General features: G+C 64.3%; 12 protein-coding genes. All 12 read left to right on the top strand.

Going from position 1 to position 13,498, the window contains the following annotated elements; all coding sequences use genetic code 11:
- The first annotated feature begins 28 nt into the window (after positions 1 to 28).
- The 12 genes from pseI to fliL all read left to right on the top strand — a co-directional run bounded on the left by pseI (position 29) and on the right by fliL (position 13,490).
- A complete protein-coding gene (gene pseI / locus ABHF91_RS11870; RefSeq protein ID WP_409420491.1) occupies positions 29 to 1,054 on the top strand; it encodes a pseudaminic acid synthase in 1,026 nt (341 codons plus the stop codon).
- Positions 1,055 to 1,164: 110 nt separating this feature from the next.
- Positions 1,165 to 2,598, top strand: a complete 1,434-nt coding sequence (locus ABHF91_RS11865) for a sigma-54 dependent transcriptional regulator (protein ID WP_409420490.1) — start codon at positions 1,165 to 1,167, stop codon at positions 2,596 to 2,598.
- A gap of 105 nt (positions 2,599 to 2,703) precedes the next feature.
- Positions 2,704 to 3,759 (top strand): sensor histidine kinase, encoded by a 1,056-nt coding sequence (locus ABHF91_RS11860; RefSeq protein WP_409420489.1) that lies wholly within the window; start codon positions 2,704 to 2,706, stop codon positions 3,757 to 3,759.
- The gene (locus ABHF91_RS11855; RefSeq protein WP_409420488.1) at positions 3,756 to 5,102 is read left to right on the top strand and encodes a sigma-54-dependent transcriptional regulator; all 1,347 of its coding nucleotides are present in this window, start codon (positions 3,756 to 3,758) and stop codon (positions 5,100 to 5,102) included. Before ABHF91_RS11860 ends, ABHF91_RS11855 begins: the two co-directional genes overlap by 4 nt.
- A 142-nt stretch (positions 5,103 to 5,244) precedes the next feature.
- A complete protein-coding gene (gene fliE, locus ABHF91_RS11850) occupies positions 5,245 to 5,577 on the top strand; it encodes a flagellar hook-basal body complex protein FliE (RefSeq protein WP_409420487.1) in 333 nt (110 codons plus the stop codon).
- 88 nt (positions 5,578 to 5,665) lie between these two features.
- The gene (gene fliF / locus ABHF91_RS11845) at positions 5,666 to 7,315 is read left to right on the top strand and encodes a flagellar basal-body MS-ring/collar protein FliF (protein ID WP_409423114.1); all 1,650 of its coding nucleotides are present in this window, start codon (positions 5,666 to 5,668) and stop codon (positions 7,313 to 7,315) included.
- A complete protein-coding gene (gene fliG / locus ABHF91_RS11840) occupies positions 7,312 to 8,361 on the top strand; it encodes a flagellar motor switch protein FliG (protein WP_409420486.1) in 1,050 nt (349 codons plus the stop codon). Before fliF ends, fliG begins: the two co-directional genes overlap by 4 nt.
- 9 nt (positions 8,362 to 8,370) lie before the next feature.
- Positions 8,371 to 9,159 carry a flagellar assembly protein FliH gene (fliH, locus tag ABHF91_RS11835; protein ID WP_409420485.1) on the top strand — a complete coding sequence of 263 codons (789 nt, stop codon included), beginning with the start codon at positions 8,371 to 8,373 and terminating at the stop codon, positions 9,157 to 9,159.
- Positions 9,156 to 10,505 (top strand): flagellar protein export ATPase FliI, encoded by a 1,350-nt coding sequence (gene fliI, locus ABHF91_RS11830; protein ID WP_409420484.1) that lies wholly within the window; start codon positions 9,156 to 9,158, stop codon positions 10,503 to 10,505. Before fliH ends, fliI begins: the two co-directional genes overlap by 4 nt.
- A 15-nt stretch (positions 10,506 to 10,520) precedes the next feature.
- Positions 10,521 to 10,967 carry a flagellar export protein FliJ gene (gene fliJ, locus ABHF91_RS11825; protein ID WP_409420483.1) on the top strand — a complete coding sequence of 149 codons (447 nt, stop codon included), beginning with the start codon at positions 10,521 to 10,523 and terminating at the stop codon, positions 10,965 to 10,967.
- A 112-nt stretch (positions 10,968 to 11,079) separates the two neighbouring features.
- On the top strand, positions 11,080 to 12,909 hold the full coding sequence (locus tag ABHF91_RS11820) for a flagellar hook-length control protein FliK (protein WP_409420482.1): 1,830 nt from the start codon (positions 11,080 to 11,082) through the stop codon (positions 12,907 to 12,909).
- Between the two features lie 59 nt (positions 12,910 to 12,968).
- Positions 12,969 to 13,490: a flagellar basal body-associated protein FliL gene (gene fliL / locus ABHF91_RS11815; RefSeq protein WP_409420481.1), complete on the top strand. Its 522-nt coding sequence runs from the start codon at positions 12,969 to 12,971 to the stop codon at positions 13,488 to 13,490.
- The last annotated feature ends 8 nt before the right edge of the window (positions 13,491 to 13,498 follow it).

The raw sequence follows: 13,498 nt of genomic DNA, 5'->3' as shown, positions 1-13,498 counted from the left end.
CATTGTCTTTCCAAAGAGGCTGTACATCATGAGTCACCGTACCTTCATCATTGCCGAGTTGTCCGCCAATCACGGCCATTCCCTGGAGACGGCCCTGGCCACGGTGCGGGCGGCCAAGGCGGCGGGGGCTGATGCCATCAAGATCCAGACCTATACCGCCGATACGATTACCCTGGATTGCGATAACGACTACTTCCAGATCAAGCAGGGTACGCTGTGGGATGGCACCACCCTCTATCGGCTCTATCAGGAGGCCTACACCCCTTGGGAGTGGCATGGAGCGATCCAGGCGGAGGCTCAAAAAGCGGGGCTGATCTTCTTCTCCACCCCCTTTGACAAGACATCAGTGGATTTTCTCGAAACCTTAAATGTTCCCCTGTACAAGATTGCCTCATTTGAAATCGCCGACATTCCGCTCATCGAGTATGTGGCGGCCCAAGGCAAGCCCATGATCATTTCCACCGGCATCGCCACCCTGGCCGATATCGAAGAGGCGGTGGCCGCCTGTCATCGCATGGGCAACCAGGACGTCACCCTGCTCAAGTGCACCTCTTCCTATCCGGCACCGGTGGAGGAGGCCAATTTGTTGACGATTCCCCATATGGCTCAGACCTTTGGGGTCAAGGTGGGGTTATCGGATCACACCATGGGCATGGGGGTCGCAATTGCCGCGGTGGCCCTGGGCGCCCAGGTGGTGGAGAAACACTTTATCTTGGATCGGGCGGTCGGCGGGCCGGATGCGGCCTTTTCCATGACGCCCGATGAGTTCGGAGCCATGGTGAAGGGGATCCGCCAGGCGGAGCTGGCGTTGGGCCAGGTGAGTTATACCCTGTCCGACAAGGTGCTGAGTAACCGCAAGTTTGGTCGCTCTTTGTTCGTCAGTCAGGCGGTAAAGGCTGGGGAGCCCATGACGCTGGAGAATGTTCGCTCGGTGCGACCGTCTGATGGGCTGGCGCCCAAACATCTGCCGGAGGTGCTGAGCATGTGTGCCCGGTACGATTTGGAAGCCGGCACACCGCTGGATTGGTCACTCCTTACCCATAAGGCCCAGTGAGATTGGCGTGATTTTGACTTGACGTCGACTTTTTGGCGTCAAGGCTGGGCGAAAGCCATTCCATTGCTTATAGTACCGCGGGTGAGTTTTACCGAACATAGGGTTCTGCAATGGAAGTAACGGGCAACCTGCTGCTTATCGACAACGACGACAGCCGCCGTCAGCAATTGGAGACGGTGCTTTCCTTCATGGGGGTGCCCTGGCAGAGCGGGGCGGAGGAGGATTGTCTGGCCTATCTGGCCAGTGCCGACGATCTGATGGCGGTAGTGGTGGGCAGCCTGAACGGCACCAGCCTGGATACTCTGCTGGAAACCTATCCCCAGTTGCCCTTCCTGTCCGCCGAGTCCCGGGAGCTGGGGCCCCGCAACCTGATCGCCTGCCTGCAGCAACCGGTGCAGTACGAGAGCCTGACCCAGCAGTTGCACTACTGTCAGTCTTACCTGTCCCTGCATCCTGCCCTGAAGGGCAACGAGCACAGCCAGACCCTGCTGAAGTTGCTGGTGGGCAAGGGCTCCGCCATCCAGAGCGTGCGGCGCTTGATCGGCCAGGTGGCGGACAAGGATGCCAACGTCTTGATCCTGGGGGAGTCCGGGACCGGTAAGGAAGTGGTGGCCCGGGCCATCCACGAGCTGTCTCCCCGTGTGTCGGGCCCCTTCGTGCCGGTCAACTGCGGCGCCATCCCGGGGGAGCTGCTGGAGAGCGAACTGTTCGGTCACGAGAAGGGGGCCTTCACCGGTGCCATCTCGTCCCGCCGAGGCCGTTTCGAGCTGGCCCAGGGCGGCACCTTGTTCCTGGACGAGATCGGTGACATGCCCATGCCCATGCAGGTGAAGTTGCTGCGGGTGCTGCAGGAGCGGGTATTCGAGCGGGTCGGCGGCGGCAAGCCCATCGTCGCCGATGTGCGCATCATCGCCGCCACCCACCGGGATCTGGAACAGATGATCCAGCAGCAGAGCTTCCGCGAGGATCTCTACTACCGTCTGAACGTCTTCCCCATCGAGACACCGCCGCTGCGAGAGCGGGCCGATGATATCCCGCTGCTGCTGCAGGAGTTGCTCAACCGCCACAGCGCCGAGCATCACGCCTGGATCCGCTTCACCCAGCGGGCCATCGAATCCCTGATGCAACACCACTGGTCCGGCAACGTCCGTGAGCTGTCCAACCTGGTGGAGCGGTTGCTGATCCTGCATCCCAACCGGATCGTGGATATTCAGGAGTTGCCGGCCAAGTATCGCTACGGCGATACCGGCGACAGCCTGGCGACCCCGGCCGGTGAGTGGGAGGAGCGGGATGCCCTGGCGCAGATCTTCCTGGATGAACCCGAGCCGGCCAGCCAGGAACCCATGGCGGATCCCTTTGTCCAGGTGTTGCCCGAGGATGGGGTCAATCTCAAAGAGATGCTGGCGGAGCTGGAGATGGAGATGATCCGCCAGGCGCTGGATGCCCAGGATGGTGTGGTGGCGCGGGCCGCCGACATGCTGGGCATGCGCAGAACCACCCTGGTGGAGAAGATGAAGAAGTACGGCATGAGCAAGGAGCTCTGAGCCAATATTTTGACTTTCCATTATAAATGGCTGTAAATAAACAAAATTTCATTCTGGCACAATTCTTGATTTACTCCTGGCAACTGTCAAATTCAGGAGTGGATCATGTCCTCCTCGTCACCCCTTATCGAACTGGATGTGGCTGCCCGTGGCCGGCGTGATGCCGGCCGTCTGCGTTCCGTGTTTGAGGCGCTGCCCTCCGGCCTGCTGATCCTCGATGGCCAGGGGCGCATCGCCGAGGCCAACCAGGCGGCAGAGGGGCTGCTGGGCATCCCGCTGCAGGGGGAAAGCTGGCTGGCGGTGATCCAGCGGGCCTTCAGCCCGCGGCAGGATGATGGTCACGAAGTCTCCCTGCGGGATGGCCGCCTGGTGCAGCTGACCACCTCGCCGTTGCGGGATGAACCGGGCCAGCTGGTGGTGATCACCGACCTCACTCCCACTCGTCAGCTGCAGGCCAGGGTGGCCCATATGCAGCGCCTGTCAGCCTTGGGCCGCATGGCCGCCAGCCTGGCCCACCAGATCCGCACTCCCCTGTCGGCCGCCATGCTCTATGGTGCCAACCTGGCCAACCGTACCCTGAGCCTCGAGGCCCGCGGCAACTTCCAGCGCAAGCTGATGGACCGGCTGCGGGATCTGGAGCAGCAGGTGAGCGATGTGCTGCTGTTTGCCAAGAGCGAGGAACATCTGGCGGTGAGCGAGCTGTCGGTGCAGGGGCTGCTGCAGCAGGTCCAGGCCGGTGCCGACGCCATGATGAATCAGGCGGGTGCCCGCCTGGATGTCAGCCTGCCGGAGCCGGATCTCCTGCTGCTGGCCAATGGCAACGCCCTGTCCAGTGCCATCAACAACCTGCTGGCCAACGCCCTGCAGGCCGGTGCCCGCGCCCTGCTGGTCAGTGCCGAGCGGCAGGCGGAGCAGGTGGCCATCCGGGTGGTGGACAATGGCAAGGGCATGGCCCCCGAGCTGGTGCAGCAGATCTTCGAACCCTTCTTCACCACCCGTTCCCAAGGCACCGGGCTGGGCCTGGCGGTGGTGCAGTCGGTCATTCAAGCCCACCAGGGCACGGTGGCGGTAGCCTCCGTACCCGGCGAGGGCAGCTGTTTTACCCTGTTGCTGCCCTTGCAGCGCCAACAAGCCGCCACGGTGGCAGGAGGAGTGGCATGAGCCAATCACGCATTCTGGTGGTGGAAGACGACGCCGGCCTGCAGGAGGCCATCGTGGACACCCTGCTGCTGGCCGGTTACGACTGCCTGGCGGCGGACAGCGGTGAGGCGGCCCTCGTCTGCCTGGGGCAGCAGGGCGTCGACATGGTGATCTCAGATATCCAGATGGGGGGCATGGACGGCCACACCCTGTTGGCCAACCTCAAGCAGAAGTGGCCCCAGCTGCCGGTGCTGCTGATGACCGCCTACGCCAATATCGACGGCGCCGTGCGAGCCATGCGCGAGGGGGCCATCGACTACCTGGCCAAGCCGTTCTCCCCCGAGGTGTTGCTCAACCAGGTGAGCCGCTATGTGCCGCCCCACAAGGTGGAGCGGCACACCCCAGTGTTTGGCGATGCCAGCACGGGCGAGCTGCTGCAGCTGGCGGCCCGGGTGGCCCGCAGCGAGGCCACAGTGATGATCTCCGGCCCCAGCGGGGCGGGCAAGGAGGTGTTGGCACGCTATATCCACGATCAGTCCGGTCGTTGCGACGGACCCTTCGTGGCCATCAATTGCGCCGCCATTCCGGAGAACATGCTGGAGGCCACCCTGTTCGGCTATGAAAAGGGCGCCTTTACCGGCGCGGTGCAGGGCTGTCCGGGCAAGTTCGAGCAGGCCCAGGGCGGCACCCTGTTGCTGGATGAAATCACCGAGATGGACTTGGGGCTGCAGGCCAAGCTGCTGCGGGTACTGCAGGAGAAAGAGGTGGAGCGGCTGGGCAGTCGCAAGACCATACCCCTGGATGTGCGGGTCATCGCCACCAGCAACCGGGAGCTGCGTCAGGCGGTGAGCGAGGGGGGCTTTCGCGAGGATCTCTTCTACCGGCTCAACGTCTTCCCGCTGCGTTGGCGCCCACTGGCCCAGCGGCCCGGGGATATCCTGCCCATCGCCCGTCACCTGCTGGCCCGCCATGCCAAGACCCAGGGCCAGGCGGTGCCTGAGCTCTCCGCCACCGCGGCCTCACGGTTACAGGCCCATGGCTGGCCGGGCAATGTGCGGGAGCTGGACAACGTCATCCAGCGGGCGCTGATCCTGTTGCAGGGGGATGTGCTGGAGGGGGACGCCCTGATCTTTGACAGCCAGGAGCTGGATTGGCCGGCACCTGTGTCGCCGGAGTTTGTGGTGGAGGAGCCAAGCGGTCTGGGGGGCGAGCTGCGGCAACAGGAGCAGCAAATCATCCTGGAGACCCTCAGTGCCTGCCAGGGCAGCCGCAAGGCGGTGGCGGAGCAGTTGGGGATCAGCCCGCGCACCCTGCGCTACAAGTTGGCCCGCATGCGTGAGCAGGGAATAGACGTTCCCGGTTAACCCACCCATTTTTCACGTTTTTTCATGTCATTAGGCGCCCCTTTTTGCTAAGGTGCGCCTTACGTTTTTCATGGCACTCTCTTTGCATTGACCGGGTATCTATCCCCGATGTCAAAAACACGACATCCCGCAAGGAGTGGTTATGAACGTACCCGGATCCTCTCTCTTCTCTGAGCTCGAGGCCATGCGCGTCGAGGCCCGCGGCCTGCCGACCCAGGCGCCGAGCAACGACGTCGGAGTGAGCGATGTGCACTCCAGCTTCGGTCAGATGCTCAAGGATGCCCTCAATAACGTCAACGAGCTGCAGCAGAACACCAACGATCTGCGCACCCGCTTCGACATGGGGGACCGCAGCATCAGCCTGTCGGACGTGATGATCGCCGGGCAGAAATCCTCCATCGCCTTCGAAGCCACGGTACAGGTGCGCAACAAGGTGCTGGAAGCCTATAAAACCATCATGAACATGCCGGTGTAAGGGGGCTATCGTGGCCGAGGAAAAGCGTAACGACCTGGTGGTCAGCGATAATCAGGCGTCGTTGGGCAGCATAGACGACGCTGTGCCCATGCCCAAAGCCTCGCCCTTTGGCTTCTTGTCCAACTCGGATGTGTTGCGTCAGGTGACCCTGATCCTGGGGCTGGCCATCTGTCTGGCCATCGCCGTCTTTATCCTGTTGTGGGGCAAGGAGCCCGAGCAGCGCCCCTTGGGCCAGTTCAGCACCGAGGAGCTGGTCAAGACCCTGGATTACCTGGACCAGGAACAGATCCCCTACAAGGTCAACGGCAACAGCATCTTCGTCAATGCCGACGACTACTCCAACATCCGGTTGCAGCTCAAGCGCGCCGGGCTGTCCGCCCCCGAGGCCGGTAGCAACAACGGCGACAGCCTGCTGCTCAAGGATCCGGGCTTCGGGGTCAGCCAGCGCCTGGAAGGTGAGCGGCTGAAGTTCAGCCGCGAGCAGCAGCTGGCCCGGGCCATCGAGCAGTACAACAACGTCTCCAAGGCCATGGTGCTGCTGGCCATTCCCAAGGACAACGTCTTCGCCCGTAACGAACGCAAGCCCAGCGCCACAGTCGTGTTGACCCTGGGGGGCGGCAGCCTCAAGCAGGAAGAGGTGGATGCCATCGTCGATACCGTGGCCTCCGCCGTACACGGCCTGGAGCCGACCCGGGTGACGGTGACCGATCAGAACGGCCGCCTGCTCAACTCAGGTTCCCAGGATCCCGCCGCCAGCCGCTCCCGCAAGGAGTTCGAGCTGCAGCAGAAGCAGGAGCTGGAGTACAAGCAGAAGATTGACGCCATCCTGGCGCCGGTGCTGGGCATCGACAACTACACCGCCGAGGTGGACGTCAGCCTGGACTTCACCCAGGAGGAGCAGACCAGCAAGAGCTTCAACCCGGATCTGCCGGCGGTGCGCTCCGAGATGACGGTGGAAGACACCAAGATGGGCAATGGCGCCGTGGGCATCCCCGGGGCCCTGTCCAACCAGCCCCCCATGGACAGCAACATTCCCGAGCAGGCCACCGGCAGCAACCACCAGAGCCAGAGCTCCGGCAGCAGCCGCAAGGAGGCGACCCGCAACTTCGAGCTGGACACCACCGTCAGCCATATCAAGCGTTCGGCCGGCAACATCCGCCGTCTGACCGTCTCCCTGGCGGTGGATTACACTGCGGTCAAGGGCGAGGACGGCACCGTCACCCGCCAGCCGCGCTCCCAGGAGGAGCTGGAAACCCTGCGGCGTCTGCTCAAGGGCGGGCTGGGGTTTGATGTCAGCCGGGGCGATCATATTGAAGTGGTGAGCGTGCCCTTCAACCGGCCTGATCTGGAGGCGGTGGCCGAGGCGCCCATGTATGAGCAGTCCTGGTTCTGGCGCGCCATGCGGATCGTGGCCTCGGTGCTGGTCATCATAGTCCTCATCGTCACCGTGGTGCGGCCCATGCTCAAGCGCCTGCTCTACCCGGATGCCAAGGGCGAGGGCAAGGAAGTGGATCTGGACAGCTCCATCGCCCTGGAGGGGGATGATGAGCTGAACCTGCTGGCCAACCAGGCCGAGATGCAGGAGCCCATCTTCGGCATGCGGCAAGGCCAGCTGATCCTGCCGGATCTGCACAAGGACGAGGATCTGCTCAAGGCGGTACGGGCGCTGGTGGCCAACGAACCGGATCTGGCCGCCCAGGTGGTCAAGGAGTGGGTGGTGCGGGAGCTTGAAAAATGAGTGAAGCCAACAAGGTAAGCCACATCAGCAACGAGCAGCAGCAACTGCTGGATGCCATGAACGGCATCGAGAAGGCGGCGGTGCTGATGCTGAGCCTGAGCGAAGAGGACGCGGCGCAGATCTTCCGCCACCTGGAACCCAAGCAGGTGCAGCGCCTGGGGATGGCCATGGCCTCCATGAAGGACTTCAGCCATGACAAGGTGACGGCGGTGCACCGCCTGTTTATCGAAGACATCCAGAAGTTTTCCAACATCGGCATCGGCAGCGAGGACTTCGTGCGCAAGGCTCTGGTGGCGGCCCTGGGGGAAGACAAGGCCGGCAACCTGGTGGATCAGATCATCATGGGCTCCGGCGCCCGGGGTCTGGACTCCTTGAAGTGGATGGATCCGCGCCAGGTGGCCAGCATCATCCAGAACGAACACCCCCAGATCCAGACCATAGTGCTGTCGTATCTGGATCCTGAGCAGTCCGCCGAGATCTTGAGCCAGTTCCCCGAGCAGGTGCGGCTCGACCTCATCATGCGTATCGCCAACCTCGAAGAGGTGCAACCGGCGGCGCTGCAAGAGCTCAACGACATCATGGAGAAACAGTTTGCCGGTTCCGCCGGTGCTCAGGCGGCCAAGATGGGCGGCCTGAAGGCGGCGGCCAGTATCATGAACTACCTGGATACCAACGTCGAAGGCCAGCTGATGGACGCCATCCGCGACTCCGACGAGGAGATGAGCCAGCAGATCCAGGATCTGATGTTCGTGTTCGAAAACCTTATCGACGTGGACGACAGAGGCATCCAGACCCTGCTGCGGGAAGTGCCCGGCGAGCTGCTGCAAAAGGCACTCAAGGGGGCGGACGATCAGCTCAAGGACAAGGTGTTCAAGAACATGTCCAAACGGGCCGCCGAGATGTTGGCGGACGACCTGGCGGCCATGGGGCCCATCCGCATCAGCGATGTGGAGGCGGCCCAGAAAGAAATTCTCAGCATTGCCCGCCGGCTGTCCGATGCCGGCGAGATCATGCTGGGTGGCGGCGGCGGCGACGATTTCGTGTGAGGATAAGCCATGGTGCCCAAGCAGCCTGACGAGGGGTCAGCGGAACAGCCCGCCCAGACCTGGGAATGGCCGGAGATGGAGGCCCCCCAGGGGGACGCCGAGAGCAACGCCCTGGGCTACCCGCCCGATTGGTATCACAAGCCCGAGCCCGAAGTGGAGGAGCCGGAGGAAGAACCTCAGCAACCCCTGACCCTCGAGGAGATAGAGGCGGTGCGTCAGGCCGCCTACGAGGATGGCTTTGCCGAAGGCCGCGAGGCAGGGCTGGCCAAGGGGCTCGAAGAGGGCAAGCTGCTGGGCCTGCAGCAGGGCCACGAGGCTGGCTTCGAACAGGGCAAGGAGGAAGGCCTGGCCCTGGGGCGTGAGCTCATCGAAAGTCAGGCCACCCAGTGGCAGAGCCTGCTGGATCGCCTGGCCCAACCGCTGCATGAGCTGGACGGCCAGGTGGAGAATCAGCTGGTGTGGCTGGCCATGCGGCTGGCCCGTGCCCTGATCCGGCAGGAGGCCCATACCTCGCCGGATCTGCTGTTGGGGGCCCTCAAGGAGGCCATAGGTCTGTTGCCGGCCGCCGAGGAGGGGGTGCGCATCGCACTGCACCCCGAGGATCTGACTCTGGTGCAGGCGGCTTACGGCGAAGAGACCTGTGCCAAACGCGGCTGGCAGCTGGAAGCCGACCCCACGCTGGATCGCGGGGATCTGCAGGTCAGCAGCCAGACCTCCAGCATCGATATGCTGCTGGAGCAGCGCATCGATCAGCTGCTGCGCCAGTTTCTGCGTAGCAATCTGGAGCGCGGCGCATGAGCCTGCTGGACCGCCTGCAAGCCTGGCAGGTCGGCGAGCTGGCGGTCCGTCCGGCCGTCGCCGGGAAATTGACGCGGGTGGTGGGCCTGACCCTGGAAGCCATCGGCTGCCGCGCCGCCGTGGGTTCCCTGTGCCGCATCGAAACCCTGAGCGGCCACATGGAGGCCGAGGTGGTGGGCTTTGCCGGCGACAAGCTGTTCCTGATGCCCAGCGAGCAGCTCAAGGGGGTGATCCCCGGCGCCAAGGTGACTCCCATCGGCGAAGAGCATGGGGTACCGGTGGGCATGGAGCTGCTGGGCCGGGTCATCGATGGGGTGGGACTGCCGCTGGACGATCTCGGCCCCATCCTCACCGCAGATAACGCCCAGTTCGTCAGTCAGCGCCTCAATCCCCTGGCCCGCAAACCCATCAGCGAACCCATGGACGTGGGGGTCAAGGCCATCAACGCCATCCTCACCGTGGGCCAGGGCCAGCGCATGGGGCTGTTTGCCGGCTCCGGCGTGGGTAAGTCGGTGCTGCTGGGCATGATGACCCGGGGTACCACCGCCGATGTGGTGGTGGTGGGGCTCATCGGTGAGCGGGGCCGGGAAGTCAAAGAATTCATCGAAGACATCTTGGGGGCCGAGGGGCGGGCGCGCTCCGTGGTGGTGGCGGCGCCGGCGGACGCCTCGCCGCTGATGCGGCTGAAGGGCTGCGAGACGGCCCTGACCCTGGCGGAGTATTTCCGCGATCAGGGGCTCAATGTGCTGCTGCTGATGGACTCCCTGACCCGTTACGCCCAGGCCCAGCGGGAAATCGCCCTGGCGGTGGGGGAGCCGCCGGCCACCAAGGGGTATCCACCCTCGGTGTTTGCCAAGCTGCCGGCGCTGGTGGAGCGGGCCGGCAATGGGGCCGAAGGCCAGGGCTCCATCACCGCCTTCTTCACCGTGCTCACCGAAGGGGATGACCTGCAGGACCCCATCGCCGACGCGGCCCGGGCCATTCTGGATGGTCACATAGTGTTGTCGCGGGAGCTGGCCGACAGTGGTCACTATCCGGCCATCGACATCGAAAAGTCCATCAGCCGCGTCATGCCCATGGTGACTTCGGAAGAGCACATGCTGCGGGCGCGCACCGTGAAACAGTATTACTCCCTCTACCAGCAGAATCGGGATCTCATCACCATAGGTGCCTACAGTCAGGGGGCCGATCCGCGCCTGGACCAGGCCATCGCCCTGCGGCCCGCATTGGATCAGTTCTTGCACCAGCGGATGAAGGAAGTGGTGCCCTACGACGATTGTCTGACGGGCCTGCAGCAGTTGACCGACAGCCTGTTAGGCCGGCAGTTTGACCGACGCGCCGTCTAGCCGTAAGGAGATCCCATGAGCAAGGCCCTCACTCTGCTTGCCGAACGTATCAAGGAAGCCGAAGACAGAGCCGCGCGGGTGCTGGCCCTGGCCCGTCAGGACCAGCAGCGCTACGAGCAGCAGCTGGGTGCCCTGAACGAATATCGCCAGATCTACTCCCAGCAGCTGGGGGACAAGGCACGTGAAGGGATGGGGCGGGATCAGCTCAGCCACTACCAGGCCTTCATCAACAAGCTGGACAACGCCGCCCAACAGCAGCAGCAAGGGGTCCGCCAGGTGCGTGCCGTGGCCCAGCAACGCCAGCAGGAGTGGCAGCAGCTACAGCAAAAACGCAAGGCCATGGAGACCCTGCTTGAGCGTCAGGCCACGCGGGAAGCCCTGCGTCAGGCGCGCCAGGAGCAGAAGCTGCTGGACGAATTCGCCACCATCCAGCACTTTCACCGCCAGCAGCGGGAGATCTAAAAAGCTGGCCCGCGCCTTGCTAGCTATTCAGCATAAGTCAGGTCTGTCGTCGTCGGTTTGACGATGCACGCCACGCCCCTCGAGGGCTAGCCATTCGCCAGAGGTGGGATCCATGCCCGTTATCACTCCTTCCAGCCCCAGCCCTTCCGCCCCAGCCGCGAGCCAGACCAGCAGTGCTGGCCCGGCCCGTCAGGACGACTTTGCCCGCCTGATGGGGCAGGCCAACGAGCGCAGCGGCGGGGCGGCCAGCCCGACGCGCCGCACGGCATCGCGGTCGAAGGACGCCTCCGCCGCACAGACCGGTGAGGCGCAGACTGCGGCCCGTGCTAACGGGCAGCCCAGCCGGGTTGCGCGGGAGGAGGGGGTTGGCACGGCGTCGACCAAGGCTCAGGCGAAGTCGCAGGGGAAGCTGCAGGATAAGGGTGGCAAGAAGTTGCCGCAGGATGAGCCCTCGTCCGAGACGGTCGCCGAGGCGCAAGCCGGTGGGGTGGGTCATACGCCGCTTTTGGGCCAAGCCGAGGCCGGCGCCGACGCCCACAAGATGGTCGATGCCGCAACCGAGTCGACTTCGACCGCCACGGGCGCCCAAGAGGCCGCCAACTGGGAGGGCGATGGCGAGGCCTGGCTGTCTCATCTGCAGGCCAGCCGTGAGCAGCCTGCCGAGCTCAGTGGCAAACCGTCGCGGCCGACGGCGGATGGTCAGGGTGAGGCGGTGGGCGCGCTGCCCGGCGCGGATCCGGCGCAGGCCAAGGCGCCGCATGGCCAGGGCAAGGGGCATGCCTCCACGTCAGGTGATGATCAGGCCGAGCTGCTTGCGGCGGGCGAGTTGGCCGCGAAACCGGGCTCGGCCACCGCCAAGCCAGCCGGTGAGGCTGGCGAGGCGCTGTCGGCGGAGTTTGTCGCGTCGACCCAGGAGGCGGTCGCGAAAACTCAGCCTGGGGCGGAACACGCCACCGGCAAGCATAAAACGGCCCGAGCCCAGAACACGCAGAACCAAAGCGACGGCATGGCTCAGCTGCTGGCCGCCACCCAGAGCACCACCGGCGCCGCAGACTCGCAACAGGGGGAGCTGAAGGGCGCCTATTTGAGTGGCTTGGCCAGTGGGGGTGTCGCGGCCGCAGGAGGTAACCAGGCCAAAGCAGCTGGGCTGGGTAAGGTGGTGAACGCGGCGACCCATAAGGCGGGGCAGTCCGCCGGTGCCCTGGTCGGTCAAGAGGGCACGGATCTCGCCAGCGGCACGGATCCACAGCAGCAATTGGCGGCCGACGGCAGCGAACGGACGCTGGAGCAGCTGAGCACCAGCCAGGGGCTGGCCGCGCTGGGGAGTCAGGCCGCTCAGTCGGCCAGCGGTGGCGAGACATCATCCTCGGCCCTCAGTCCGGCGACTGCCGCCCACGGCAGCGCAGCCCATCTGGCGGCCTTGGCCCAGGCGCCGCAGCTGGCGGAAAAATCCGATCGCCTGCCGACCAATTTACCGTCCCTGACCCCCATGCCCATGACCACCAACCTGAGCGACAACGCCGATCAGCTGGGGCAGCGCCTCACGTTGATGCTGGGGCAGAAGTGGCATGAGGCTGAATTGCAGCTGGAACCCGAAGGGCTGGGCAAGATGCGCATCCAGCTGAAGATGGATCAGGATCAGCAGGCTCAGGTACACATCATGGTGCAGCACCCCCAGACCAAGGAGCTGGTGGATCAGGCCTTGCCGCGGTTGCGGGACATGCTGGCGGGCCAGGGCATCCAGATGAGCCAGGCCCAGGTGCAACAGCACAGCGGTGGTCAGCAGGGCGCCGGGGCACAAGGTGGCCAGTGGGGAAATGAGGGGCAGGGGGCCGAGCGTGGTCGCGGCCAGGGGCAGAATGCCTCGGCGAGCGAAGAGCCGGTGACCCAGAGCCTGGCGATTCATTCGACAGGCAGCTCAGGAATTGATTTCTATGCTTGATGCGGCCTTGGCCACGCTTATGATAGTGGCCAGTTTGATGACGCCTTAAAGGATGCAAGATGGCTGACGAAAAAGAATCGCAACTGGAACTCAAGCCGGCGCGTAGCAAGAAGACCCTGATCCTCATCATAGTGGCCGTGCTGGTGCTGGCCGGTGGGGGCGTGGGGGCCTGGCTGTTTCTCTCCGGCGGCGATGAGGCCGCGCCGGCCGCTACCGAGCAGGCGGCCGGGGGGGACGGGCAGGCCCAGACCCAGGCGGCGGACTCCGCGCTGTATGTGGGCATGCCGCGGGCCTTTGTGTTCAACGTCGCCGGCAAGCCGCGGGATCGCCTGGTGCAGATCAAGGTGCAGCTGATGGTGCGCGGCGGCGATGCCGAAGCCCTGGCCAAACAGCACACGCCCCTCATCGAGGGCACCCTGTTGCGGGTCTTCAGCGCCGCCACGGTACAACAGCTCAGCACGGTGGAAGGCAAGGATAAGTTGCGCCAGGACTCTGTCGAAGAGGTGCGCCGGGTGCTGACCGAATTGACCGGCAAGCCGGTGGTGGAACAGATACTGTTCACCGGCTTTGTGATGCAATAACTGAGGGA

It is taken from the genome of Pseudaeromonas aegiceratis (assembly GCF_046254905.1).
Classification (GTDB): Bacteria; Pseudomonadota; Gammaproteobacteria; order Enterobacterales; family Aeromonadaceae; genus Pseudaeromonas; species Pseudaeromonas aegiceratis.
This window is presented reverse-complemented; position numbering and strand designations above follow the sequence as displayed.